At 66.3% G+C, this 26,021-nt stretch carries 18 protein-coding genes and 4 pseudogenes; 5 read left to right on the top strand and 17 right to left on the bottom strand.

The genetic code is table 11. The features are described 5' to 3' along the window. Positions 1 to 132: 132 nt before the first annotated feature. From AB0M39_RS21790 to AB0M39_RS21775, 4 genes and pseudogenes are all read right to left on the bottom strand, one after another. Positions 133 to 2,046 (bottom strand): hypothetical protein, encoded by a 1,914-nt coding sequence (locus AB0M39_RS21790; protein ID WP_365366753.1) that lies wholly within the window; start codon positions 2,044 to 2,046, stop codon positions 133 to 135. A 1,035-nt stretch (positions 2,047 to 3,081) separates the two neighbouring features. Next, positions 3,082 to 5,135 (bottom strand): annotated as a pseudogene (locus AB0M39_RS21785) (ISAzo13 family transposase). A 92-nt stretch (positions 5,136 to 5,227) separates the two neighbouring features. Continuing rightward, a pseudogene (locus tag AB0M39_RS21780) lies at positions 5,228 to 6,837 on the bottom strand (ATP-binding cassette domain-containing protein); the annotation flags it as partial. 466 nt (positions 6,838 to 7,303) lie between these two features. Continuing rightward, positions 7,304 to 8,320, bottom strand: coding sequence for a phosphotransferase (locus AB0M39_RS21775; protein ID WP_365366751.1), 1,017 nt, complete (start codon positions 8,318 to 8,320; stop codon positions 7,304 to 7,306). 624 nt (positions 8,321 to 8,944) lie between these two features. On the opposite strand from AB0M39_RS21775, the gene AB0M39_RS21770 reads away from it, so the two are divergent. After that, on the top strand, positions 8,945 to 9,334 hold the full coding sequence (locus AB0M39_RS21770; RefSeq protein ID WP_365366749.1) for a hypothetical protein: 390 nt from the start codon (positions 8,945 to 8,947) through the stop codon (positions 9,332 to 9,334). Between the two features lie 77 nt (positions 9,335 to 9,411). Here AB0M39_RS21770 and AB0M39_RS21765 read toward each other — a convergent pair whose 3' ends face one another. The 8 genes from AB0M39_RS21765 to AB0M39_RS21730 all read right to left on the bottom strand — a co-directional run bounded on the left by AB0M39_RS21765 (position 9,412) and on the right by AB0M39_RS21730 (position 17,921). Then, positions 9,412 to 10,413 (bottom strand): thioesterase domain-containing protein, encoded by a 1,002-nt coding sequence (locus AB0M39_RS21765; protein ID WP_365366747.1) that lies wholly within the window; start codon positions 10,411 to 10,413, stop codon positions 9,412 to 9,414. Next, complete coding sequence (locus tag AB0M39_RS21760) at positions 10,410 to 11,423, bottom strand: beta-ketoacyl synthase N-terminal-like domain-containing protein (RefSeq protein ID WP_365366745.1); 1,014 nt, start codon at positions 11,421 to 11,423, stop codon at positions 10,410 to 10,412. The genes AB0M39_RS21765 and AB0M39_RS21760 overlap by 4 nt, the downstream gene beginning before the upstream one ends. Then, on the bottom strand, positions 11,420 to 12,553 hold the full coding sequence (locus AB0M39_RS21755; protein ID WP_365366743.1) for a beta-ketoacyl synthase N-terminal-like domain-containing protein: 1,134 nt from the start codon (positions 12,551 to 12,553) through the stop codon (positions 11,420 to 11,422). The genes AB0M39_RS21760 and AB0M39_RS21755 overlap by 4 nt, the downstream gene beginning before the upstream one ends. After that, positions 12,550 to 14,343 carry an AMP-binding protein gene (locus AB0M39_RS21750; protein WP_365366741.1) on the bottom strand — a complete coding sequence of 598 codons (1,794 nt, stop codon included), beginning with the start codon at positions 14,341 to 14,343 and terminating at the stop codon, positions 12,550 to 12,552. The genes AB0M39_RS21755 and AB0M39_RS21750 overlap by 4 nt, the downstream gene beginning before the upstream one ends. A gap of 170 nt (positions 14,344 to 14,513) precedes the next feature. Then, entirely contained in the window at positions 14,514 to 15,248 is a 735-nt protein-coding gene (locus AB0M39_RS21745; protein WP_365366738.1) for a hypothetical protein, read from the bottom strand. A gap of 137 nt (positions 15,249 to 15,385) precedes the next feature. Further along, positions 15,386 to 16,102, bottom strand: a complete 717-nt coding sequence (locus AB0M39_RS21740; protein WP_365366736.1) for a uracil-DNA glycosylase family protein — start codon at positions 16,100 to 16,102, stop codon at positions 15,386 to 15,388. A 128-nt stretch (positions 16,103 to 16,230) separates the two neighbouring features. Then, complete coding sequence (locus tag AB0M39_RS21735; protein WP_365366734.1) at positions 16,231 to 17,454, bottom strand: class I SAM-dependent methyltransferase; 1,224 nt, start codon at positions 17,452 to 17,454, stop codon at positions 16,231 to 16,233. A 20-nt stretch (positions 17,455 to 17,474) separates the two neighbouring features. Continuing rightward, positions 17,475 to 17,921: an rRNA adenine N-6-methyltransferase family protein gene (locus AB0M39_RS21730; protein WP_365366732.1), complete on the bottom strand. Its 447-nt coding sequence runs from the start codon at positions 17,919 to 17,921 to the stop codon at positions 17,475 to 17,477. Between the two features lie 233 nt (positions 17,922 to 18,154). On the opposite strand from AB0M39_RS21730, the gene AB0M39_RS21725 reads away from it, so the two are divergent. After that, a complete protein-coding gene (locus AB0M39_RS21725; RefSeq protein ID WP_365366730.1) occupies positions 18,155 to 19,477 on the top strand; it encodes an XRE family transcriptional regulator in 1,323 nt (440 codons plus the stop codon). Positions 19,478 to 19,872: 395 nt separating this feature from the next. Beyond that, positions 19,873 to 20,544, top strand: coding sequence for a hypothetical protein (locus tag AB0M39_RS21720; RefSeq protein WP_365366728.1), 672 nt, complete (start codon positions 19,873 to 19,875; stop codon positions 20,542 to 20,544). 68 nt (positions 20,545 to 20,612) lie between these two features. On the opposite strand, the gene AB0M39_RS21715 is transcribed toward AB0M39_RS21720, so the two are convergent. Further along, a complete protein-coding gene (locus AB0M39_RS21715) occupies positions 20,613 to 21,170 on the bottom strand; it encodes a transposase (RefSeq protein ID WP_365366781.1) in 558 nt (185 codons plus the stop codon). Continuing rightward, positions 21,140 to 21,676: pseudogene (locus AB0M39_RS21710) on the bottom strand (winged helix-turn-helix domain-containing protein); the annotation flags it as partial. The gene AB0M39_RS21715 and the pseudogene AB0M39_RS21710, both read right to left, overlap by 31 nt. Positions 21,677 to 21,955: 279 nt before the next feature. Here AB0M39_RS21710 and AB0M39_RS21705 point away from each other — a divergent pair. Beyond that, positions 21,956 to 22,066 (top strand): annotated as a pseudogene (locus AB0M39_RS21705) (adenylyltransferase/cytidyltransferase family protein); the annotation flags it as partial. Between the two features lie 195 nt (positions 22,067 to 22,261). On the opposite strand, the gene AB0M39_RS21700 reads toward AB0M39_RS21705, so the two are convergent. The 3 genes from AB0M39_RS21700 to AB0M39_RS21690 all read right to left on the bottom strand — a co-directional run bounded on the left by AB0M39_RS21700 (position 22,262) and on the right by AB0M39_RS21690 (position 25,739). After that, on the bottom strand, positions 22,262 to 22,654 hold the full coding sequence (locus AB0M39_RS21700) for a hypothetical protein (RefSeq protein WP_365366726.1): 393 nt from the start codon (positions 22,652 to 22,654) through the stop codon (positions 22,262 to 22,264). A 948-nt stretch (positions 22,655 to 23,602) separates the two neighbouring features. Then, positions 23,603 to 24,520 carry a squalene/phytoene synthase family protein gene (locus AB0M39_RS21695; RefSeq protein WP_365366724.1) on the bottom strand — a complete coding sequence of 306 codons (918 nt, stop codon included), beginning with the start codon at positions 24,518 to 24,520 and terminating at the stop codon, positions 23,603 to 23,605. A 55-nt stretch (positions 24,521 to 24,575) separates the two neighbouring features. Then, positions 24,576 to 25,739 (bottom strand): hypothetical protein, encoded by a 1,164-nt coding sequence (locus tag AB0M39_RS21690; RefSeq protein ID WP_365366722.1) that lies wholly within the window; start codon positions 25,737 to 25,739, stop codon positions 24,576 to 24,578. Positions 25,740 to 25,751: 12 nt separating this feature from the next. Between AB0M39_RS21690 and AB0M39_RS21685 the strand changes: the two genes are divergently transcribed. Next, positions 25,752 to 25,919, top strand: a complete 168-nt coding sequence (locus tag AB0M39_RS21685) for a hypothetical protein (protein ID WP_365366720.1) — start codon at positions 25,752 to 25,754, stop codon at positions 25,917 to 25,919. The last annotated feature ends 102 nt before the right edge of the window (positions 25,920 to 26,021 follow it).

Genomic DNA, 26,021 nt, shown 5'->3' with positions numbered 1-26,021 from the left:
TGAACCAGAACCCCCCAGGAGACCGCTGAACTCCACCTATCCGGGTGCCATCGGTGGTCCAGATGCCCTCCCATGCACCGAAGTTTAACCGACCAGGGATCGAATCTTTCCTCAAACGGCACTCGGCCGACTTCACCGCCGACTGTGCTTCTTACCTCTTCTCCCGGTTGGCGTGCGGTGCCAGACTTTGTGATGCACTTGCCATTTAACCGACCAATCTTCGTTCCTTCCGTAACGGGCGATACGCAGGAACTCTGCTGCATGGACATGCAGATCGAGCTGACTTTCAGGGGGCAGGCATGATCGATCATACTTGCCACCCTGATGCAAACTGCTCATATCGATTATTGCCTCCATGGAGCGCGCTCCGTGCCTATACTTCTGGATTGTCAGAAATGCACGCAGAACTCCCGAATCGATGTCTTTTTCTGCTGAAGCAGAATCCCCAACAGGCGAACCCTTCAAGAATTGATGCAGGAGTAGTGCGCGATGCATTAGTTGCTCCGGCCCTACAGGGCTATTTCCCGGCGGGTTGGGGCCGACTACATCGATGTATCCACGCAAGCGGCTCAGGAAGTCTGCCCCCTTGGTGGTTCGTTGCTCGGGGCGGAGTACTTCGGCCTCAAACTTGGCGTACTTCTCGAAGGTTCCGCCTGCGAAAACGAAAATGCAGCGCCCAATGGGGTGGGTCAATTCTCCCGAATGGAACTCGCCATCCGCCATCGGCGCCAAAAAATGTCGCACCCACCCCAACGGCTCGTTGTGAAATGGAGTGTCGAATTCATCCCAAAAAACAAGAGGCACTTCGCCCTTTAGGCACCGGTCCCTAACCTGATGGAATGCGTCTGTCAACTCATCCACTGAGTCGAACTGGGATAGGTTGAACTCGAGCGGCTCCTTGGGTTCGCCTTGCATCGACTTAACCACTTGCTTGACAGCGAATGACTTGCCCGAGCCAGGCGCGCCGAAGACTGCAATTGATCGTGGCTTCAGTTTGTTCTGCGCCTGCCAATATTCGGAGATGAGGTTTTGTATAGTGCGGAGTCCTTCCATTTCTCCACGATCAACCGTAAGTAGAGCCCCAAACTCCCCGTGAGGAATGTTCTGTAGAGCCGGCGCCCCCGGACCTTTCTTGGCAACCGATTCCGCCTTAGAGTAGGGATCGGCGTCTTCTCCGGAAAGGGAATCTCCGAGAATGGACCACTGAAGCTTAGGGTTCGCCTGCCTGTCTTCTGTGTGCACTTCCCCCAGGACGCTCTCTCCGGCATTCAAGCAGTGCAATGGGAACTTAAGCTGTCCGTCTGGATGTGCACTGAAGCCATCTGTGTAAGCACTGCGCATGGCGCTGATTCCGCGCCTTATCCCTGATGACAGGACTTCATGAAGATTGATTTCAGAAGTGCGACCTTCGAGGATTTGCGCCTCTTTCATTGATTTTATTATGGCGGCCGCGAGTACCTGGCTGTATCCAAAAATCCACCCACCTGGATTCCGCCTTTCCCAAGTCCCCTCTACCATTTCAGGGCCGAAGAAAAGAGTAGCAGTGCGTGTGCGCGCCTCTTGTTCTATTAGCATGGCGCCAACGGGTCCGAAGGAGACAATTAGCCTCTGGCATAGGCCCAGTGTTCGGACCGGGGAATCCCCCTTCAACGCCGCTAGTACATCTTGGGTCGATCGTTCCCATGACAGTCCGCGGCTCACCTCGGCGCCTGCATCCCGCAGGCTATCAACATGGGTCAGGACGATCAGACGCTCGGGACAGCTGCCTCGTTTCTCAAGCCATTCTGAAAGTCTTTTCCATAGCTTACTTCTTGCAACGCTTTCTCCTTTTAGCTTTATTAGCAGCCACGGTGTTGCCTCGTCCTGTTGTTGGAACTTCTCGATCAGGTCTTCCCATAGATCCGCGTCATCGCTGAAGCCGAGGCATGCGTCATCGATTGCAATCAGGCAGGGCTGTTGGGATGGCTGGAGCTCGTAGTCCTTTTGCAAATTTGTTCCACGGCTGATTCCCAAATACTTTCGGATCCGCCAGGGAATTTCATCCATGCTGGATTCGGGTCGGCGTTGTGAACCCGGGCGTGTTTCTGGCGCCGCAATTGACTCTTCTCCGTACGGAGCTAGAGTGTTGAATGAGTGGTGCGTGGTGCTATCGCTAGGGGTAGGGCAATCTGTCCGATACGGTGGCCCCACCACTAGAGGTCGATTATCGGTGGCTTTTTCGATAAGGGCTCGCAACAGAATTGCACCACCTTGATGCCAGCACGGATAGCTCGTCGCCTTCAACCGCTCCTCCGGTCCAGGCGGGCCGCCTTTAGGAAGGCGAACACCCCAATCGATGGTGATGTCTCCGGCAACCAATATGACGGAACGCGTAGAACCTGTACCGGAAACTGTCTGATTTTCGGCACGCGGGGCGGCGCCTTCGTTTTGGCTGTGGTCTTTCGTCACTGTCATCACCTTCTGAAAGCCTCTATCGGCAGGGTGATCACCTGGACGACAACGCCTGGGGCTCCTGGCTAGTTGCGCGGCGGTGGCGGCGAATTACTGGAGTGCTGCCGATGACACGGCATACTTCTCTGTCAGTTTCGGCTACCGAACTCAGGGGCGCAACCGGTAGGGGTGATGGCCGCACACAGGCATGCGAATGGGTAGCAAGCGGATAGATGGCGCAGTGTGAGTTGCCTCGCACGATGCTCAGGTTGGTGCGGGCGCGGTTCCTTGACGTTGTATCAGACGAGTGACGTCCTGCTTGCGCTCACCCCGTCATTCAGCCATGACCGCCGTTACCTGATCACCCGTATCGGTGATGGCACCACACCCGTTGTGATGAGTAGGCTTGGCAGCAACGCTGTTGAGCTGCATCAATGTGAGGTTCTGCTACGGCAACAGGTCCGAACCCCTAGGGAACTCACGTTCTCCAGGCGGTGGGTGACCACGATCGTGATGCGGTCCGCGGCGATGGCCTTGATCTGCTTGAAGATCTGGTGCTCGCCGCGGGGGTCCATATGGGAGGTGGGCTCGTCGAGGATCAGCAGCCCCGGGTGCCTGTACAGGGCCCTTGGAAGCTGTCTGGAAATAACCTCACGGTTCCGTATGGGCATTCGATTCCTTCATGAACTCGACGTAGCGGAGGACTTCTTCTGCGCTGTAGAGCCGTTGTGTTCTGTGGACTGGGGTGGGGTTGTACCCGTCTTCCTGGAGGAGAGGACGGAGTTCCACAAGTGCGTTGCCGATAGTCCGGGGGCTCACGTTGAAAAGGGCGGCGATCGTCGGACGGGTGGCGATCTGGCGCATGGCGAGAATCGCGGCCAGGACGCGACCCTCGTCGGTGATCTTCCTGTAGACGACCAGTCCCGGGTCCTTCTTCAGCTCAGCGCCTCGATGCTTGCGTCGAATTTCCCGCAGACGAGCTTGGTATCTCGTAGCCAGGCGGGCGGTAATGGCGTCGAGTTCGTCACGACTCATGCCGGTCAGCGCCGGATGCCGCAATGCTTCTTGCGGGTCGACCTCCCGAAGGGAGCCGGCGGAGGCGAAGTAATCTCGGACCGCCTGCGCGGTGGTGAGTCTGAGTGCGATGGCTCGCACTGGATGGTTGTGTTCCGCCAGGAGAGTTCGTGTCTCACGAGTGGCCTTCTGCGTGGCACTTCGGGCAACTCCGAGCAAGTCCTGCAGCACGGGCATCGGGCAGATTTCGCGGCCGTAGATGAGGGTGGCCACAATCCGAGCTTCAGGCGTCATCACCGTCCATCCGCTGCGCCCTTCGCTCGTCGTCTTCTTCCGCCTCGTCGGTTGTAGGCCCGCTGCTCAGCCTTGGCCGCCTGGGCCGGTGCGAGAAGCTCGATCAGGCGGTCCAGTTCTTCGCGGCTCATCCCTGTAAGAACCGGATGGGACAGCATCTCCAGTACTTCCGACGGGATCACTCTGGGGCCGCTTCCTCCCTTTTGGGCGGCAGTGCAGCGGCCGTGCGGTTGAACGGTGTAGTTCCAGGAACCGCGGGTTTCATGCGGCTGAATCGGCAGGGAGTCCAGATACTCCTTGCTCACAGTGATCCCGGTCGGATACTCACCCGTGTCGAGCTCGGCCTCGACGCGCAGCCCGGAGCGGGTGCGCGTGGACTCGATACTCTTGATGACGACCTCGTGGCTGGTCAGCGGGCGTCCACGCCAGTTCATCGTGATGTGGGAGAAGAGCCGGTGTTCGACCTTGTTCCACTTCGATGTTCCGGGCGGGAAGTGACAGACGGTGATGGCCAGACCGGTTTCCTCGGCGAGGGCCGCCAGCTCGGATTTCCACAGTCGGTATCGAGGAGAGTTCGATCCACCGGAGTCTGCTGTTATCAGGAGGCGTTTGGCGCGCGGGTAGACGTCTTGGCCTCTCTTCTCCCACCACCGGCGAATCGAGGCGACGGCGAAGGCCGATGTGTCGTGGTCTACGCCGACGTTGAGCCAGCCAGTGTTGGCCGCGATGTCGTAGATTCCGTATGGGATGGCCTGCTGAATGTCCCCGGGAAAGAACAGCGAGTGGTCCTCCACGTTGATCGGCTCACCCTTGGGCCGCCACTCGCGTCACGCGTTGTGGTAGGCACCGATCATTTCCTTCTTCTTCGTGTCCACGCTGATGACCGGCTCGCCGGCCGCCTGATGTTCTTTGACTTGGTCGTTGATATAGCGGAACTGGGCGTCCCGGTCGGGGTGTTGCTTTCCTTCCAGAGTCTTGGCGTTGCCTTGAAGGCTGAACCCGTTCTCGCGCAGCAGTTTTCCGACCGTAGTCGCGGACACCGCATGACCTTGCGCGGTCAGCTCGGCGGCGAGGTTGCGCAGGGACTTGGTAGTCCACCGCAAAAGAGACATGGGATCGCCACGCTCGTCCGGCTCGACCAACGCCAACAGGGCGGGCAGAAGTTTGGGGTCCTTCTCGGTCGCCTTCCTGCGGCCGCCTCCCGGGCACCGAATGCGACCTGCCGGAAAGGGCGTCGGCTCCTCGGCGAGTTCGGCGATTCCTTTGCGGACCGTTGTTTCGCTGACACCTGCCACTCGGGACACCGCGCGTATTCCGCCATGCCCCAGCTCGCGGGCCTCGGCAGCCAGCAGAAGGCGCCGCTGCCTCTCGTTGAGATGTGGAAGCAACGCGCCCAATCGCGCTGCGAGTTGGCGGGACGCCGACTTGGATATGAACACGCAAGATCAACGATCATGGGGACTACGAAGCAACGCGTTGTTTCCGGACAACTTCTTGAACAGGCGATGCGCTGCCACTGCCCGCCGGAGAGTTCCGAGCCGCCGAAGACGTCGCGGGCCAGGAGGTGTCGAGACCGGCGGGCAGGTCCTCGACGGCCTCGCGCAGGCCGACCGCGTCGACGGCCTCCCACACGGGGGCGTCGTCGTGGGTGCGGGGCTGGCCGAGGGTGACGTTCTCGCGGACCCGCAGCGGCCACTGGGCGAAGATCTGCGGCACCAGGCCGGTGTTCGCCCACACCGTTGCGGGGTCCATCTCGGCAAGGTCGTGCCGTTCCACGTGACCCTGCCCTTGTCGGGCAGGTAGATCCCGGTCAGCAGCCGGGTGAGCGTGGACTTCCCCGACCCGTTCGCGCCGACGATCGCGAGGATCTGCCCGCGCCGCAGAGCGAGCGAGACACCGTTCACGGCGGGCTTGTCCTTGCCCGGGTACTGGTAGACGACCTCCTCGAGCCGGATCTCCTCGGTCGGCGCGGCATGCGCGCGGGGGCCGCGCTTGGGGGCGCGGGCGGCGGCATCGTCGAGGAGGCCTGCATGTCACGAGGTACAGGCTGGTGTGGAAGACCGCGGCGCCGTTGATGACCACCTGGGACAGCGCGGTGAGCGTGGTCTGCACGGCGATGACCGCCGTCGCCGCCACCGCGAGCTCGAGCCGGCCGGAGACCGCCAGCCACGCCAACGCGCCCCAGGTCGCGACGAGGAAGACACCGCCGGCCAGCGCGGAGTGCAGGGCGATCCGCAGGGTTTGCGGCGCGGCGGCCAGGGTGCGCCGGTCGCACCGGTCGGACAGGGCCCGGTACCAGAAGATGAGGTAGTTCGTCATCGAGTTGGCGCGGACCTCGTCGCCGTACTTCGACTCGGTCGCCCAGCGCATCATCCCCCGCACGTTGCGGTCGGCGATGTTGGCGTAGTGGATCTCGTAGTGGACCCGGGCGGTCAGCACCGCGCCGACGCCGGCCGGCAGCACGGCGAGCAGGAGCGGCGGCAACATCCACGGGTTCAGCACCGACAGCACGCCGCCTGCGGTGACCATGCGGATCAGCGCGGACAGTAACCGCTGACCGTCGGTGACCATGACGTGCGTACCGATCACCCCCATCTCGGCCGCCTCATGCCGGTCCGAGAAGCCGTCCTCCGCGTAGGCCGAGGCCTCCACCCGGCACACCGCCTCGACCAGCGCGGTGTCCGTCTCCGTGGTCAGCCGCGGAGTGATCCGCCGCTCGGCGTACGCGGCGACCGCCCCCGCCGCGCGTGCCAGCGCGGCGGCGAGCGCCACCACCAGCAGCGCCGGCAGGGTGCCGCGCAGCCGCTCGCTGGCGGTGCCGTCCCCGAGGACCGGTGCCATGGCGCGGGCCGTGGCGGCCAGCAGTACGGCGGCAGAGACGCCTGTAACCACCTGGCAGCCGAGCAGGAGCGGCACGGCCCGCCGGTCGGTCCGCCACGACAGCCGCGCGATCCGGCCCAGGACGGCCGGGGCGCACATCCGCCGGAAGGAGACCGCGGCGAGCGGATTGACGGAGTACTGCCCGCTGTACGTGATCTCCGCTGGCAGGGGCGGCGGAGGCATGGTCTTCTGCTGTTCGTTCGTTGCGGCCGAGGTCAAGGCGGGTCCCCCTAAACGGTCGTCCGGCTTGTTCGTGAGGCTCAACGACCACGCCGAGATATCGAACTGGTGTATTTGAGTCGCTTCGGATTTCCCGAGATAGAGCGGCTGGGACCGTATGGAGAATGCACGGACCCAATCCCCGCAACAGGTCTGTGAAGCAGAGCGGTTGGCCGAATCGCCGACAGTGGTGTCCCCACGCGTCCGTGGGCGACGTCCACGACGCGCGTCGACCCCGTGGTCGACGATCACGCGGCCCGCTCCCTCCAGTCGCCGGTGACCGCGGCCGCCGCGCAGCCGGCCGCCACCGCCGATGGTGGCCGGCCGCGCGGTGTCCGGGACGGCGGTGTCCTTGACCGTGTCGAACTGGGCGGTCTGCTGGGCGGGGGTGTAGGCCCGGTGCGGGACGCCGAGGCCGCCAGCCAGGGCCGGCCCTGCGGCTTGCGTGGCCATAAGGGTCATGAACTCAGCGAAGAGTGGCACGCAGGGCCTCCTCCAAGACAGGTAGCTGGTCCAGCAGCATCAGATCGGCCTCGTGCCGCGCCCTGCCGTAGGACTCAAGTGCGGCGTCGACGATGTGCGGACGCTTCACTGGTGCCGAGAACGGAAACGTCGAGCAGAGCACGGCTGCACAGCCCACACGGAGCGATGACACGAGGTCGTTCGCGGACGCCTTGGGGTTGGCGTCCCAGTAGGCCAGGGTGAGATCGGTGTAGCCGGTGAGCCAGCCCTCCACACTGTTGGCCAGCACGCTGCTGGGGTCACAGCCCAGACGCGCGATCTCCCAGGCGAGGTACCCGGGTGTGGGCGGTCGGAAGTCCACGAACGCGGCGGCATCGTCGTCCTTCAACAAGACGTTGGGGCCGGACAGGTCGCCGTGCAGGATCTGAGCCGTCAGCGGTGGAAGCGAAGCAAGGATGCGCTCGACGCCGCCCAAGAGAGCTTGCCGTTCACACGTCGCCTGCAGCGACCATGCCTCGAACTCCCCAAGCCTGGGCTTGCTCTGGAACGCGAGAATCAGACCCTCATAGCGGTCTCGTGCGGTAGCCACGTCACACACCGCGGCGCCAGGTTTCAGGGTGGGTGCGGCGGCGGGGTGAGCGGCGAGTCGACTGTGGAGGCGGCCCATCGCTGTGCCGACGGCTGCCCACCGTGCACCCCTCAGGCCGCCTTCGGCGGTCGCGGTGTGCGGCACGTACGACCACAGGGACATCGGCAGGGGGCCGTGGGTCGCGATGAGTTCGTGCTCGCGCGTGCGGGTTGCCCGCGCGGTCGCGACACCTCCGTCGGCGCAGTACTCGGACAGTTCGACCGACGCCCGCTCCAGATCCAAGTGCTCTCGAGTGCGGTAGACCTTGGCGAAGTGCCGTCGGCCCGCCTGGTCCACGACGGCGTAGTTGTCCGTCGCGGTGCCCTCCGGGATACGCGTGATGTCTGCCGGGTGCAGCCCGTACGCGAGCACCAGCGTGTCGGCGACCGCCATGATCTGCCTCCCTTCCGCGGTGCGGCCAGGCGTGGAAGGCGCGGCGACAGGCTTGGGGGCGGGCTGGTGAGATGGGGTGGACATGGTCTCCTCGTCGAAGCGCCCAGCGATGGTGGTCAGATGGTGCGAGGACGGCAGGTGGTCGGGTCGATCGGGAGGCGGGCACGGACCGTGGCCGCCAGGTGCTCAGCGGGCTGCGGCCGGCCGCGCCGGGTGCAGCGGGGCCGCAAGCTCGCCCACGGACAACGCTCCGTCAATGCGGTCATCTGATCGCGCTTCCCTCGTTCGGGTTGTGGCAGCTCGAGCCCGACCCGGCACCGCCACCAGCTGCCGGAAGGGGACCGGCCGACCAAGCCGACACCGCGGCGCCCTGCCGCGTGACTCGGCTGTTCGAGGCTGTGAACGCGGCGACCGACACCGGCTTCTCGTGGCGAGGGTGACCGGTTCGGCATCGCACGGGCGGGGCGTAGGGCCGACCGGCGGGCGCTGCGGCGCCAGGTGGGGATGCTCGTCGCATAAAGTGCGGGCGTGCGGGTGTCCACGTCGTTCGCCAAGGGATGATCTTGGGCGCCTTCGTTCTCGTCTCCGCAGGCATCCCTCGGGCCGCACCACCAGGAGGAATCAGTGTCGTCCCCGCAAGTGATCACCCCCGTGGAGAAGCTCGCCGAGGCGAAGAAGCAGCTGAGTTTCCCTCGTATTGTTGTGATCTGCGGCTCCACTCGATTCATGGCCGAGATGGCCGAGGCCGATCTGCGGGAGACCAAGGCTGGGAGGATTGTCGTCAAGCCGGGTTGCGATCTGAAGTCTTCGCATGAGCTTTGGTCCGATCCTGTCGAGGCTGAGGCGCTGAAGGTTCGGCTCGACGAACTGCACCGGTCGAAGATCCTGCTCGCTGATGAGGCGCTCGTGGTCGGCGACTACATCGGAGACAGCACCCGGGCCGAGATCGCCTACGCCCGGTCGCTGGGCAGACCCGTGCGGTTCACGCACCCCGAAGTCGACCCCGACGCCTGAGAGCCCACCACCGCGCCCTCCGCGGGCACCCCGTTGGGATTGATCACCCAGCGGGTGGCGTGGTGCTGAAGGCGAGCTCATGCAGCGGCGGAATGCATCGCGGCCGTGATGGCGGCAGCGAGAGGCTGCTGGTGGTTCATCAAGTAGAAGTGGTCGCCCTCGTAATTCTCGAGTCCGCGGAAGTGCGTCGTGAACGCTCGCCAGGCAAGCAGGCGGTCCTCGCCGATCAGCTTGTCGTGGCGGCCCGCGAACACCGAGAGTGGAACGGGCAGCGGCTCGGGGTTGCGGGGAGGGGCCCAGGTGTCCAGGAGTTTGAAGTCGCTGCGGAACACCGGGGCGAACTTGTGCCAGACGGCGTCGTTGTCGAGGAGGTGAGGTGGGCTGCCGCCCACGTTCCGCAGCCAGCGGCGCAGTTCGTCGTCGGCCATCAGGTGAGGGTGGCTGTCGGCTTCGGCCTCGCCTCGCGGGGTGCCGTAGGCGGACACCCCCAGCCAGGTGGGGAGCGGGTCCCCCTGGCGGAGAAGTCGGCGAGTGAGCTGGTGGGCGATGAGTGCGCCCATGCTGTGGCCGAAGAACCCGAAGGGCCGTTCGAGCAGTGGAGCGATAGCGGTGTGGAAGTAGTCGACCAGCCGGTCGCAGTCGTCGATCAGCGGCAGTGTCTGCAGGTGGCCTCGGCCGGGGGCCTCCAGGAGGCAGAGTTCCCAGTCCTCGGGGAAGTGCTCCGCCCAGCCCCGGTAGAGCAGGTGTGAGCCGCCGGCGTGGTGGAACAGGAACAGGCGCGCTGCTGGGTCGCTCAGCGGCCTCGGGCGGATGAGCGGGCAAGCCGACGTCTCGCCGGCGAGCTTGGAGGTGAGGAAGGCGTGCAGTTCAGCGAGGGTGGTGGCACCGCTGACGGCCACGGTGTTCTCCGGGACGCCGTACGCAGTCTCCACGCGGGTGGAGATCTCGAGCATGAGCAGCGAGTCGATGTCGAGCTCGTGGGCGAAGTGCGCCTCGTCGGTGACTTCCTGGGGCTCGGTCTCCAGTGCTCCGGCTATCAGAGCGCGGAGCTCCTCGATGGTCACGGTCGCCGTGGTCATGGGTGTTGTCCTCGTTCCTGCGTGGATGGGCAAGTGGCCGGCCACGGGGTCAGCAGCAGGGCGGCCGTCGCGTCGTGGCGAGGGCCTCCGGCGGTGGCGAGGACGTTCCCGGTGGCGCCGCTCTCCAGATGGGCAGCCGCGGCAGCGCACTGCAGGACGCCGAGCGCCCCGGACAGCGGGCCCAGCTGGGATTCCAGGTCGATCCGACGCGTGGCTGCGAGCAGATGGCCCGCCCCGGCATCCGCCTCGTCGACGAGCCACAGTCCGACGGATTGCTCCTCGGTCACGCCGGCGGAGGCCAGCGCCGCGGCGAGGTTCCGGGCCCGTGCGTATCCGGTGATCGTGGCGCGGGGCCGTGCGCCACGGGAAGCGGCTGCGTCCGCCGGTTCGAGTACGACCGCGACCGCCGCGTCGGTGGACTGCTTGCCGAGGACCTTCGTCGCCACGTCGTTGGCTGGTTCGACGCCGACGACGACGGCTGCTTCGGCGCGTCCGGCCGCGATGAGGTTCCGGGCCCAGGCCAGGGCGTCCAGGCCGCTCGTGACGCCGTTGCAGAGGGTGAGGTTGGGGCCGCACAGCCTGTAGCGGATGGCAACCCAGCCGGCGATGACGTTGCTTGAGGTCTGGGGCAGGCCCAGGGGGCTGAGTCCCATGACGCCTGCTCTGGCGATCGTGTCCGTGGCTCCGCAGACGCTGTCCGCGTTGCCCAGGTTGGTGCTGACCACGACGGCGGTCGAGTCAGCCGCGCCCGTGAACGTGGCGTCGGCGTCGGTCAGACCGGCGTCGTGGAGGGCGAACTCAGCGGCCCGCAGGGCGAGCCGGGACGCACGGTCCTTGTGGCGCAGCTTGCGTCCGATGAGTCCGGTTGCCGGGTCGAAGCCGACTTCGCCCGGCAGGGGGCCGAGGAGGTCGCCGTACGTCGCGACACCTGGGAGCGCCAGTCCGATGCCCGTGACGACGACCTCGCGGGTGTTCGGGTTCTTCCTGTGTGCGGTGTTCGTCGCGCTCATCGGGCTGCCTCCACGATCGCGACGGCGTTGATCCCGCCGAAGCCGAACGCATCGATCTGAGCGATGGACAGGTCGCCGGCTGCGGGGGAGCCTTGCACCAGGCCCAGTCCTGCGGTCTCGGGGATCGGGTCGGCGAGTCCCAGGACCGGGGGTACCGTCCCCTCCTTCATGGCGAGCACCGCCATCACGAGGCTGAGGAGTCCCGAACCGCCCAGGGTGTGGCCGGTCATCGCCTTGATGGCGGTCATCCGCGGACCGGCTCCGGCACCCTGGAAGATGCGGCGCAGGACGCTCGCCTCCGTCGTGTCGTTGCGGGGGGTGCCGCTGCCGTGCAGCATCACCAGGTCGATGTCCTGCGCCCGCACCCCTGCACTGCTGTAGGCGTCCTGAACCGCGCGGGTGATGCCGTCGGGGTCGGGCGCGGTGGCGTGGTGGGCGTCGCAGTTCATGGACACACCGCGCACCCGGGCGTGCACGGGCCCGTTACTGGTGCCTGTGCGCTGGACGACGACGGCGGCCGCGCCCTCCCCCATCAGCATGCCCTTGTGCGTGGCGTCGAAGGGGCGGAGCGCGTCGGGGATGTCGTTCTGCACCCGGTCGAGCGTGCCGAAGCCGCTCTCGGTTGCGGCGTCGGTGCCGGCGACGACGACCGTGTCGGCCATGCCGAGGTCGATCATGTCGGTGGCCATGGCGAGCGCGTACAGCGTGGCTGAGCAGGCGTTGGCGATGGTGTACGTGGTGGACGCGCCGAAGGTCTCCTTCAGGGCGGTGCCGAAGTGCAGGTCTTCGAGGGCGACTTCGGCGTGGTCACGCCACCACAGTTCGAGGCTGCGCTGCTCGCGCATGGTGGTCCCGACCAGCACGGGTGTCTGTGACAGGTCGTCGCTTAGGCCCGCGTCGGCGACTGCCTGGCGGACGACGGTGGTGAGCCAGCGGGTGGCGCGGCGCGGTATGTCGCCGCCTTTGGGTCGGTCGTCGATCTCGTAGGCGTAGGCCGCCCTGTACTTGTCGGGGTCAAACGCCTTCAGGGGCTTGCGGCTCTCCTGGCCCGCGCACAGCGCGGCGAATATCTCGCGGGGGCTGGCACCGATGTTGGCGACGGCGGCCATGCCCGTGATGTCCCAGGTCACGGTTGTGCAGCCGCCTTCCTGAGCTCGAAGGCGGCCAGCTTGCCGGTCGACGTGGTCGGGAGCTTGTCGAGGAACTCCAGACGGGCGGGCCGCTTGTGGGCGGCGAGGCCGCCACGGATCGTGGCGGTCACCGTGCGCCGCACCACGGCCGTGTCGAATCCCGGCCGGGCCACCAGATAGGCCACTGCCTGCTCCAGGCCGTCGGCGTCGCGGCCGCCGACCACCACGCAGTCCTGGACGCCTTCGGCATCGCGGACGACGCTCTCGATCTCGCTCGGCACGACCTTGTAGCCGCCCAGGTTGAGCAGGTCGTCGGCGCGGCAGAGATGGGTGAACGTGCCGTCCGGTGCGCGGCGCACGACGTCGCCGGTGTAGGCGCCGCCGTCGGCGAAGGCGACCGCTGCGGCCTCCGGCCGGCCGATGTAGCCAAGGGCGACGGTCGGGCCGGCGATGTGCAGTCGGCCTTCCTGGCCGTCGGCGACGGGCGTGCCGTCCCCGGCGCGGACGGTCGCGGTGATCCCGGGCACCTGGACCCCGAAGGTTCCCGGACGCTCTTTCCCAGGCGGCGTGCCGACGACGATGTAGAGCACCTCGGTGGCCCCGAGGCCGTTGAGCAGTTGGGCCTGGAAGGCGGTGTGGATCCGCTCGCTGAGCGGGGCCGGCAGGTTCTCGCCCGCCGCCACGCACAGCCGCACGGAGTCGACGCAGTCGGAGGCGAGCGCCGTCCCGGAAGCGTTCAGCAGCGCCGCGTACAGCCGGGGGACGGAGAACAGCACGGTGGGCCGGTGGCGCTGCATCGCGGCGGTGAGCGAGTGAACGTCGACCGTGCCGCTGATGAGCGCGACGCGGGAGCCGGCCGCCAGAGGGCACAGGACGGAGCTGCCGAAGCCGTAACCGAAGGACATCCGGGCGCTGGACAGCACGGTGTCCTCGGGAGTGAGCGCCAGGACCGTGCCGATGCCGTCGGCCATGGCCGCGATCGCACCCGCCGAGTGCCGCACCCCCTTGGGCATGCCGGTGCTTCCGGAGGTGTACTGCACGAGCGCCTCACGCCCCGCGCTCCACGCGGCCGGGGCCCCGGCCTCCTGCGGGCGGAGTGCGGGGCCGGGCTCGGCCGTCGCCAGGGCAGCGCGGACGTCAGCGCCGGCGAACCGGATTGTCGTCGCGAACAGTTCCTCCAGGGCACGTTGCCGCCTGGGAGGTGCGTCGAGGTGCACCATCGCGGCGGCGCAGTCTGGGGCGATGTAGCGGACTTCGTCGTCCGTGAGCACCGGGCTGATCACCACGGGGACACAGCCGTGCCACCACAGGCCGAGGACGGCGACCACGGTCGCCACGGAATCGTCGGCGACCAGGAGGCCGCGGGCGCCCTCGGGCACGCCTGCCGCTCTGAGGGCCCCCGCGTACCCGCGTGCTGCCTCCAGAAGGTCGGCGTATGTGATCTCCCCGGCCTGGGGGTCGAGGTAGCTGGTCCTTTCGCCCCGGCCGGCGGAGACATGACCCGCCACCAGACGGTCGATGAGGTCGACACCCTGGGGGCTCGTCGCCCGCTCGCCGAGCACGGACACCGCGGCGTCGAGGCTGGTGAGGGCTGCCGCTTCTTCAGCGGACAGGGATCCGTACTCGCGCTCGATCGCGGCCGCGATCGCAACCTTTTCCAAGGAGCTGATGCCGAGCTCCTCGTAGAACAGGGCACCGGACTCGATGTCTTCCTTATCCACTTCGAGGACAGAGGCCACGATCTCTCGCAGCCTGTCGCGCACTATGTCGATGGGTTCTGCATCGCGCACCTGTGACGGTCCTTTCCGTATCTTCGTAGCCGAGAAGTGAGATCTGGGTGGACGAGAGCGAGGATGAGCCGGAGACCTGTCCCGGCCCTGTGTCGTTTGCTGAAACGCCGCTTCGTTCCGGTCGGGGATGCAAGAACGGGGTGGGATGCTGAGGCCCTCGGCGGGTGTGCTCAGGATTCCAGGCCGACCTCACAGGGGAACAGGACAGAAACGCCCAGGGGCTCCTCCGTGAAGACGACCCTCTTGGAAAGCGCGGACATGAAGCCGAGCTCGAAGATGGTGCCGTTTCCGACGAGACCGCCGGGGTTGCATACGACAACAGCGTCGGCCTGCCGGAACGCGTCCATGTGCACGTACTTGTGCCGCCACGTGTCGCGTTCGTTCTTCAACAAGTCCTGGTAGTCGAAGAGGATGAAGTCGGTGCCCGCGGTTTCCGGCTTGATCTTTGTGCTCCGCGGGCTCAGCACTACGGTGCCGCTCTCGCGCAGACAGGCGATGGTGTCCTCGATGTACCCCAGAGATTGCTGGAAGCTGCCGCAGACGACAGCATTCCGGAACTCCCGCCGGATCAGGCCTTCCATCATGCCGTTCGATCCGCACGCGGACATGCCCGTTTCCAGGTAGAACCGCTCCAGCTCAGGCCCGACGATGTTGAAATAGAGGCCGGTGTCGACATAGAGGCTGTTGACCAGTGCGGCCGCTTCCGGCTGCGGGAGCCGCTGAAAGGCCCCGGTGGCGTACAGGCGCGTTGTCTTGTTGTCGACGACCTCGTTGAACTCCGTGAGTCCGGCGCAGAAATCGCCGACTCTGCCTGCCAGCACCTCGTGGGCGCGGCTGTCTCCGAACGCGAGCCGCCCCCTTTTAAGCAGTTTCAACTTGCCGCCCTGGAAGCGGAAAACGCTCACGCGTTCCGAGTCGAAGTGGACCAGGAACCTGCCTTCTGTCGCCAATGTACTGTTCTCTTTCTTCTCGTTCCAGCGCGTTGGGAGCCTACGGCCTTCGTCGAATCAACTGAGAGGAAGCGGTCCGGAGGACGCCACGACTAATCGCCTTCTCCGCGCAGAGCGCTGAGGTACTTTTCGGCGAATTCCTCCTCCCTGTCCCGGTTGTATTGAGTGATGAAACGCGGGTGCTCCAAGGGCACGATCCTTTGGAAGAAGCGCTGGCCCTCGTTTACCTTCGAGAGGAACCTGAAGTTCTCGCCACTGCCAATGCAGTAGCACACCGAGGTGTCAGTTCCGAATGCCAGCTGTCGTTCCAGGGTGTCCACGAGGAAAGAGCGCAGGAGCTCCAGCAGCTTCTTGTTCTCGTAATAGTTGCAGTTGACCTCTCTTCCCTTGGGGCCCGTTCTCACCAGGCCAAGGGGACACACAAAACTCATGACGAAGTCGGCATAGAACTTGTCGCGGCCTCCGTAGCGCCTGATGACGTCGTGCAGAAACCCGGCGGAAGGCTGGCTCACCGCATAGCCGTCGACATCGACTCCTGTTTCGCTTTCGAGGAGCTTGGCATCTTCGAACGGGACCCCGGTCACGGCCGTGCCGCGTCGGGCGGGCGAGCTCCCCAGTACTAGACGGCGCGGCTTATCGTCGTCGTAGTACTTGTGGTAGAACGCCGTCGTGACCTCGCGGACACGCTCCTTCTGGGGGCCGTTGAACGGGTTGATGACCGTGAATCCGGGAGGCAGTTCAAGCGTCGTTTCCACGAGTTCCTCGTTGAACTGCAGGATCCGATGGGCAACAGTCGTTCGCCCGGTCATGGCAGAAGTCCTTTCTTCGCGCCGACCCCTCTGGACAGTCCCGTCGCTCCCGGCCGTCTGCGATTCAGCCTTCCTGCGGAACTGTTGGGACGTCGTGAACGTGGCTGGCCGGAGGGCCGGTGGAAACGTTAGGCGGTGACGGCCGACAGGTAAATCTCGGTACTCGTTGGGAACATTCGAATATCCTTGAATCCGGCACAGTCGAGCTCCGCGCCAATCAGATTGGCTGTGTCCATCCCGCGATAGAGGTCGACGAAGTCAGTGCCGGGGATGATCAGACCTGGCACGACGCAGCCCCGCTGAGTGTACAGAAATCCGTTGGCCACGGAGACGACAATCACCGCACCGGGCTTCAGTACTCTGTGCGCCTCTGCGGCCGCTGCGGACGTGTCGAAGAACGACGAGTTGTACGTCCTCAATGACACATACAGATCGAAACTGTCCTCCGGCAGGGCAGACAGGTCTTCAGCGCCGGAGACGACAGTCCTCGACAACGGAATGCGTCCGCCTATATTCGAAAGGCCACCTTCCGCGATATCAACGAAGGTGATCTGCGGGCAATCTGAGAACAAAGCTGCTGCTTCGTGACCGGCTCCGACGCCGACGTTGAGGATGTTGACGGCAGGTAGAAGCCGTGTGGACGACCTCCTGTAAACCGACATGAAGTCGTCGGCCCACCTCGAGTCGGCGGCACGAGCGTCGTACGCGTAGTCATAGGTGCCGTACTTCGCGTCAAACGCTTCGGACAGTGCGTCGCCTACGGCGCGATCAGCCTCTTTGTGCTCGATCCCATACCTCTTGCAGATGAGAGAAGCAAGCGCAAACCTCCCCCTGTTCGCATTGACATCACTCCTGGAAAGCGCGAACCCCCTCGACCTCAGCCCGGTGGAGACGGCCTCACTAATGCGATGTGTGGAGTAGTGGGGGTTGCACTCGATACTCTGCTCGCTCACTGCATAGAGGTGTCGGTTCTGCTCGAGGATCTCGCGCTGCAAATCGTCGGGGAAGCGGTGTACATGACCTCGTGCAGTGACGGGATCGTCATCGAGGTACCTCGTCAGCGCGGGGTCTGGCAGACCGACATAGACCCTGTCGATCCGCACGTCCTTCAAGAGCTCGGCGAGCTCAAACGACGAGGCCGCTGACAGGGTGTTGATCGTCAGATATACGCTGTGTGCGCTGGAAGTTCCAAGTTCTTGCATCCTGCGCCGCAGAATGCGATACCAGGATGCGCCGCGTACTTCGCCCTCGAAGGCGGAACAAATCAACTCGTTGTGTTCAGAAACGAGCGCAACGCCGACCCGCCGACCTGATCGCGGCGCCCTTTGTGCGACGCCAATGGCGTAGTTCATCCAATAGGTACCGTTCGGGCTCATGTGGGCCTCTGTCCCTCGGCGGTGCTGACGCCGGTGACTTCTTCTCCGGCAGCGCCTTCCACGCCTTCTCCGGCGGCCGTGTGGAGGAAGGGCTCCTGGCCGACCAGGTCGACGCGGCGTACGTCGTCGACGGTGACGCGGGTCCGGGCCCCGAACGGAGCGAGCTGCTCGGTCAAGTGCTCCCGCAGCCGCTCGTCCTTCTCCGCCGCCCATATGCGGTGTCCGGCGGCCGCGATCGCCCGGGAGAGCGTGCCCAGCCCCGCACCGACCTGGAGCACGTCCGCTCCGGCCGGGATGCCGGCCCGCTCCAGCAGGGCGTGCGCGGCATCCGGGGTCCGCAGGAAGTGCTGCCCGAGGTCGGGGCGGGTCTGGAATCCGAGAGCGGCATAGCGGTCGGCCGCGCCGCTGACGACTTCGTCCATCGTCAAGGGTTGCTTGATCACTGATGAAGTCCTTTCGCGAAGCACCTGCTCGGCGTCGAAGGACGCAGCCGGGTGCGCACAGGGGCACCGTGCAGACGGAGCCGGGGTGATGCGCCGCAGCGACCGAAGGATCGCTGGGGTGATCGAGTGTCGGCCAACTGTGCGTGCTGCCACAGGGGTTGAGGGGAGTCTCGCGGGAGTCTCGTCGCCTGCGGCGGTACGCTCAGGCCGTGCCTGTCTGATTGGATTTCGTCGTGGACGAGGATGAGCGCACACCCCACCCGCTGGCGGCGGTCCGCATCGCGCGCGGGTTCAACCGTGTGGAGTTCGCCGAGGCGATGCACGGCGCTGCTCGCCGTCGCGGGCTTCGCTCCGGCGTCGACAAGGCCCGGGTGCGCAAGTGGGAGGTCAATGGAGTACGGCCCGACGCCGTCTCCCAGACCTACATCGCGGAGGTCCTGGGCATCCCGGCCGGTGACGTTGACCATGCCGCCTGGCCTGCCTGGCTTCCTCGCGTCGACCAGGGTGTCGTGCCGCTCGGTCCCGCCAACATCGTGCCCGCTCTGCGAGAGGCCCTGCACACCGTGGACCGCCGAACCCTCCTCAGCGCGATCCCCGGATCCGCGCTCGTCATCCTGGCCGGAAGCTGGGCCGGAACCCAGCCCGCGGCTTTCGCGGCCGGCTCCTCGCGCCTGGGCGCCGCGGTGGGCGAGGACGTCGTAGCCTTTCTGGAGGAGACCAGCGCTCGCCTCAACGCACTGGCCACCGAACAGCGCCAGCACATCGCGCCCCTCTACGACGCTCATCTTGCCCGCGTTACTGACCTGATCGACGAGCAGCGCTACTCCCGCCCCCTGGGAGCGCGCCTGCACAAGCTCGCCGCCAGCCTCGCCCAGACGGTCGCCTGGATCCGCTTCGACCACGGCCAGCACGGCGCCGCCAGCCGGTACTGGATCGCCGGACTGCACAACGCCCACGCCGGCAACGACCGGGACATGGGCGCGGCACTCCTCAGCGACCTCGCCTACCAGGCCTCCTGGCGGAACGACCCCACCACCGCCGCCGGCATCCTCACCAAGGCCCTCCGCCGCACCACCCACCCCGCAGCCAACTCGCTGCTGCACCTGCGCCTGGCACGCGCCCAAGCCGCGCTTGGCGAACGCCGCGCCACCCTGCACTCCCTGAACACGGCAGAACGCCTGCTCGGTGACGGGGACGCAGGCGACATCCCTGCCTGGTGTTCGTGGATGTCGCACGCCGACCTCGCGGTCGACTCGGGCCGCTGCCTGCTCGACCTCGGCGACACCACACAGGCACACAGCCTCATCGCCGAAGGCCAAGCTCTCCTGCCGACCAGTCGAGACAAGACCCGCGGCATCTTCCTCGCATACCGGGCGCAGGGTCACCTCAGCCGCCGCGACCCCGAAGCCGCAGCTGCCGATGCTCTCGAAGCGTTCCACCTGGCCGAACGGATCGGAGCCCCGCGGTGCGTTCAGCTCGTCCGCGATCTGGCTCCCGCCTTCACTCCATACCGGACGGCGGAAGGTGTGCCTGATCTGCTGCACGCCGTCGCATAACTCCGACAGGAAAGGCACGCTACTGAACTTGATTGGGTGATGTCGGGCCGTTCGCCTGACGGTGTGTGGGTCTTGCCTTGTGGCTGTGAGATGCGCGCAGGGCGGCGGCTTGACCGAGCCCGAGAGGGCTGGCCGAGTCGGTAGGTGTCACTGGGGTGGGCTGGGGTCTTGGTGGTTCCATGTCTCCCCCGGATGGGGGAGGAACACCTTGCGCCCCTGGGTGGATGCGCGGCCCCCTTGTTCCTCGGCAGAGTAACGACATGCGTCGACGCACCGAATCCAGCATGTTGCACATCAGCCCCCGCTTACCGTCAGGCGGGCAGCTATTGCGGGCGCCATCGGCTGCCGAAACCCAGTCAGATGCCGTCAACAGCCCTTTAATCGAGGAGTCAGCGGTGAGCGAGACGACAGAATCCGTCCAAGGCGGGCAGCCGGGCGTCCGGGGCTCACGGGCCGGCTACTGGGGCTTCGGCCTTGCCGTGGGATACGCCGTATTCGTGCGCTTCTATCAGGGAGCGGGCGGCACGATCGGAGTGCCGGGGACCTCCACGCCAGAGAGCCTCCCCTCCTGGTACATGGCCAACTACGTGGCCGGGCTGATCATCCTGCTTGGCGGAGTGGCCTGCCTCTTCCTCACCCAACCGCGCGTGCGGACGATTCCCCATAAGTCACCGGTCCTCCCCGGGAAACAGATACCCAAGCCCCTCATGCTGGCCGCATGTCTGAGCCCGGTACTGCTGGGCGGAGTCTTCAGCGTGACGCACGGCGTCGCTGGAGCCTTCACACATCTGCTCGAACTGTGCGGCGCCATCGAGATCGATTACCCGGATGACTGGGTAACCCTGAATGTGACCTCGATGAACCTGTGGAACATATTGTTCTATGAGCCTTGGTTCATCGCCATGGGCGTATGCCTGCTCGGTTCCGCGCGGCGGTACCTCGGGGACACCGGTTCGACAGAAGACGCCATTGGCAGGGTTCGCCGAGTGACCGTCGCTCTCATCGGAGTCCTGGTGGTGGCATCCTCCCTCACCGTCATCATGGGCTGGAATGTTGAAATCGGCTGAGTCGATACACTCTCGGCGGGCAATGATCACCCGCACATCATTACCCGCCGATGGCCGCTCAATGTCGGTCAGCCATCCGTGATCAGTCTGGTGCCGGTGAGGCACCCGTCGACCAGGTCTGGGCGGTACTGGATCTGCTTGAGCCTGCGCTTGACAGCGCGGGTGATCTGGCCGAGGTCGGCTGCGGCGAGGTTGCCGATGTCGCGCTTGACCAGCGACCAGATGCCCTCTTGCGGGTTCAAGTCCGGTGAGTAACTCGGAAGCTGGAAGACGGTGAGCCAGTCCGCGTGGTCGGCGATGAACTCGCGCATCGGTTCGGCCAGGTGCATGCGCAGGTTGTCCCACACGAGCACGATCGGGCCGCCGAGCTGGATGTGTGCCCTGACCAGCAGGTCGCGCAGGTCTCGCCAGCCGATGCCCTTCGGCTCGCCCTTGCGGCCCCGGTACTCGCGGACCGAGTAGAACATCCGGGACCGCTTCCCCGGCTTGTAGCAGGTCAGCCCGGCCATCGACACCCGGCCTGAGCCCCGGCCACGGACCCGGACCACCGGCGTGCAGCCCTTGCGTCCCCAGCTTCTCGCTCGCGGCGGCGTCGTCGACTGTCCGGCTTCGTCCTCGAAGACGATCCAGCCGTTGCACGCCGCCGCGGTGCTCTTACCAGCGGCCAGGTCTCCTTCTTCCAGACCTCAACCGCCTGGTCGTCGCGTTCGACCGCCCGCCGGGCGGGCTGCTGCCACGACCAGCCGTGCCGCTTCAGCAGCTGCCAAGTGCCCTCCACCGTGTAGCTGACGTGGAACAGCCGGCCGATCAGCGTCTTGATCCGAGCCAGCGTCCACCGCTGGTCAGCCCAGCCGTGGACCAGCGGTCCACGCTCCAACTCCTGCTCCAGCATGGCGATCTGCGCTTCACTGAGCCTCGGCCGCCCAGGCGATCCCTTCGACAGGACCCCGGCCTCACCGCGCTCGCGCCACTGGTGCCGCCACCGCTCCACGGACCGCTCGCTGACCCGCAACGCGGCAGCGATCTCCCCGTTCTTCTGCCCGTCCTCGAAGCGTTCCACGGCCTGCAGCCGGACCCGCTCCCTCGCGGCCCTCCCGGCGTCGGTCAACCCGCCGCCCTGTGCGTATCTCACGGTCCAGGGCTACTGGAGCGGACTGGCCGTCGTCAGGCGAACGGCTCCGACATCACCCAATCAAGTTCAGTAGTGCCGCCGCTGCTGTACCTTCGTCCGGCTTCCACTCTGCTGGCCTGCGGGGGCAGATTCCGGTCCGGGGGCGGCACGAGGGCTACCGGCGACCGGGTGAAGATGGTCATCGTGTGGATTCCTCCTCCGGCTCGTGGCGCATCGCGGCCGGGAGGAGGGGGACGATGCAGTGGATCATGGCGGCAAGGCCGGGCAAGGCGTCGGCGCTGCTTCGACCTCCTGCACGTCGGGCACCTCTCCCTGCTGGACCAGGTCCGCCGCTTGGGCGATGTGCAGATCGTGTGCATCAACTCCGACGCCTCCGTACGCCGCCTCAAGTGGTTGGCGTGCTTGCCCAAGCCGGAGCACAGGTCTAGGACCCGCAGGCCGGTCAGGTCGCCGGGGACTTCGGCGCCAGGACCGGTCGCGTGTGCTCCGCCGGGGACAGCCGGTCCCCGGCCTCCGCCAGGTGGTGCTCGGCGTGCTGTTCTGCAGCGCGCAGCGCCCCTTCGGCCTGGACGCGCCAGCGGCCGGTCAGTTCGCCGGCTGGGTGCAGTCGGGCCAGGAGTAGACCGCCTTGGCGGTGGGCCTCGTACTCCTCGGAGTCGGTGAGCGGGAGGGTTTCACCGGACGGCCGGGCACAGCGGTCACCAGCAGCACCAGGTGCTCGGCGTTGGAGGCCCGCAGCTGAGGCGCACCGCCGGCTCCCATCGCGGGTGCCGCGTGCCGCAGGGCGAACGTCTCCCTCTCGTACATCCGCGCTTTGGGGGAAATCTTCAGGTAGAACCGGCGGCCGTCGTGCCGGGCAAGCTCCCAGATCCGGGAGTTCTCCCGCGGATGCGAGGCGTCCCGGACTGCGGCGACGGCTCCGATCCGTCGCTCGGCCCAGTCGCGTACGCCCGGTGGAAGGGCTTTCGCCTCGCTCATGCCCCCCCACATCGGTGACGGTCGTGATGCGGATGCGAACGGGGCACGCCGCGCCTCGGCAGAGCGCTGGAGCGGCGCGGCCTTGACGGGCTGCGCGGGAGGAATTTCGAACGCGGGAAAGGTGGCGGGAAGAAGGCGTACGGGATTCACGGAGTTCTCCTCGGTAGGGATCGGGTAGAGCACACGGACAACGTCGCTGATCACACGGCTGATACGGGTCAGGCCGGGCGACGTGTCGAGCGCAGGTTCGAGATGCGGCGGCTGGGGCAAGCGCGGTCGGTGCCCCAGCTCGTTCGATTCACTCGTCAAGGGGGCAGTCTCGAAGGCGTAACCCGGGTGGGGGATTGCGCGAAGGCGTCGAGAGCACCGGTCTCCTTGGTGAAGCGTGAATGGGGGCCGCGACGGAACCCTCGGGCACGCCACTGACAACGAGGCGGGTGCGATGCCAGGATCCGGACAATCCGAGCGGCTCTCCCGGGGGCGTGCGGAGGTCCTCGATCCGGCCGGATGGCGTGGGGCGGAGCACGAAGAAAGGATTCTCGAACCGGGCGACTCACTCCCGTAGTTGGGCGGATCGAGAGATGGCTTGATCTGCCCGGATCGGCACGGCGGCCGGGTCGGATTCCGGGGTGGCAGACCACGAGGAGGCGGACCGGCAGCTAACGTCAGCACCTTCGGCACCGAGTGCCGGGCGCCCATGAGGGTGGAGGTCGCGGATCGTGTTCCGCACCAGCTCGGAGCGCCGAGCCCTTGGCCGAGGATCCCGTGCCACCGCTCGGCCGTCAGCCGTGGTCGTGCGGGAAGGTGACGAAGGAGCGCAGCATGCCCATTCCCGCCCCGCACATCCACGACGTCGTCACCACCTATCTGCGCCTCAATGTCGACATGCTGCACGCCCCGCGACCTGCCCGGGCCCGGATGGTGGAGCTCTGCGTTCCTCGCGGCGTGTCAGGCTGCGCTGTTCTGGCGGCGGGCTGCTTGGTACTCCCGGGCTAGAACGCGGAGGGCTGCAGCGGCGGGAGTCCCTGGGGACCTGCGAAGCAGTGCTGGCCCCTTTCGCTGCACCGTGCGCAGGCGTAGTTCCTGGAGTGCGACGAGAGCGCGGAGGAGGTGCTGGCCATGCGGTTCTGCCAGATCCGCGAGCCGGTGCGAGGCAGCCAGTCCTGTGCGGATCTGCGCAGTCTGCTGATCTACGAGTTCGCTGAGGCGGTCGGAGGCGTGGCCCGTGCGCAGCTGGTCTGGTGTCACGCCGTGCTGGGCGAGTGCGTCGTGCGGGATGCCGAGGCGCCCGTTGTGCAGGTCCTCGGCGATGTCCTGCAGGAAGTCGAGGCGTTGGCTGGCCTCGATGAAGGTTCGGCAGCTCGCCGAGTAGGAGTCCGCCGGGGGTGGGGGCGCGAGCAGGCAGGCGATGAGCATGAAGGCGGGATGCGAGTAGGCGTCGACGTAGTCCTGAAAGTCGGCCTCGGTGGCGAAGCCTTCCCACTGCACCTCCGAGGGGGCGCCGGCGAGGAAGTCCTCGACGTGCCTGCGTAGCTGCGGGCGCCTGCTGATGGTGTGGATCAGGGTGCGGAGAACTGGCTGGTCGGTCGGGCCGCCGTCCAGCGCTGACCGCACCTGCATGTCCCAGTCGGCGAGCGCCGCGAGGCGCTGATCGAGGGGGCCTTGGTCGATGCGGTCATCGCTGGCGTGCATGAATGCGACTGCGGCGATGACGTCCGGGACGAGATACGCGGGCAGCAGAAGACGGGCCGCTGCGTACTCGGCGTGGGCGAAGCGCGCCACGAGGCGGCGCATCTCGCTGTAGTCGCGGCGCAGCGACGCGTCTGTGATCGATGCCAGGTTGAGAGTGCGTGACCACCTGGGCATGGGGTGCTACCTCCTCTGAGTCCCGAGGCGGGTGCAGTGTCGTGGGCTGGGGCCGTTAGCGGGCTGACAGGACGCGTGCCGCTCTGAGAAGTACGCGCGGCCGCGTGAGCGTTTTGGGGTGCGCGCGCATGTGGACGACGTCCATGTACCACTTGTTGACGACCGGGTCGATGACCGAGGCGGCGGTGATCGCGTCGCCGGCCCAGCGGATGAGCCGGTACCCGCGGGGATAGGGTCCTCTCACGTGGGGCTGGGCGAGGTCGGCAGTGGTGGACAGCTGCCACGCGGCGTCGACGACCACGCTGGCCCGGCGGAAGTATCCCCAGGCTGCCTCGTGCGGGGACGCTCCGGTGCGCAGGTGGGCGACGAGACAGGAAGCTTGGAGTGCGGCCAGTGTCAGGCCCTGGCCGTAGATCGGATTCACTGAGGCGACGGAGTCGCCGACTGCCACTAGACCGCCGGGGAATCGTGCGAGCTGGGTGAAGTCACGTCGTCGGCTCTCCTGGAAGTGGAAGGTTTCGACGTCCCCGTCCATGGCGCACTGGTCTGCGATCTTCCGCAGGGGGGCGATGCAACAACGCATCCGCGTTCGAAACTGTTCTGGATCGCGCCCGGGGCGGTAGTCGGTGTAGCCGGCCAGTACGACCGTCCAGCGGTTTCCCTCTACAGCTGCCAGCGCCCCGGGTTCGCTGAGGGCAGGCTGGTAGTCGCTTGCTGGGCCCGGAGTCGAGTGAGCGATGACGGTGTCGGAGAGTTCGTCACCGCGACGGAAGAAGGCCGTGGCATAGCCCAGGTCGACCCTCATGCGGTCGAGCGGAGCCTGATCCCAGCCGCTGCGGAGCAGCCACGCGTTCAGCCGGCTGGAGCGTCCCATGGCGTCGACGACGAGGTCGGCGTCCAGTTGGCCGTCGGTGGTGGACGAGGCGGTGCCGTCGCCCGCGGGTGAGAAGCGGACGCCGCAGACGCGGCTGCCGCTGAAGACGAGGCCGCTTGCTCGTCCCTGCCGGATGGTCACGTTGGGCAGGGCTGAGACGCGCTGTCGGACGTGTTGTTCGAGGAACGGGCGCGTCGCGCCGACCATCTGGCTGTCGAAGACGCCGGCCTTTCGGATGCCGTCCACGAAGAACTGGACGGCGGAGCCGGTGCCCACGTGGGCGCCGCCGTCTACGAGCTGCGCGGTGATGCCGGGAAACCAGCCTTCGAGCAGCGTGTGCCCCATGGACAGCAGCGCATGGAGCTGCTGCCTTTGGGGCGCGCCGGGGCCGGTGCCGTCTGTGGCGAGGTCGTCGGGCTCAAGCACGACTACTTCGTCGGCGTGGTCGCTCAAGACGCGCGCAGCGAGCAATCCGGCAAAGCTGCCGCCCAGGACTATGGCTCGACGCACACGAACTCCATTTGACTGACGACGGGTTGCCTCGGATCCGAGCTGCTCCGGTGTCGTGCTTCGAACGGCTGGGCGACACTGGGACCCTATCTTGCCGCTCCACCCGGGGGGAGGCTG

It is taken from the genome of Streptomyces sp. NPDC051907 (assembly GCF_040681075.1).
Taxonomy (GTDB): domain Bacteria; phylum Actinomycetota; class Actinomycetes; order Streptomycetales; family Streptomycetaceae; genus Streptomyces.
The sequence above is the reverse complement of the archived record's forward strand: the minus strand, read 5'-3'. Positions and strand labels throughout refer to the sequence as shown.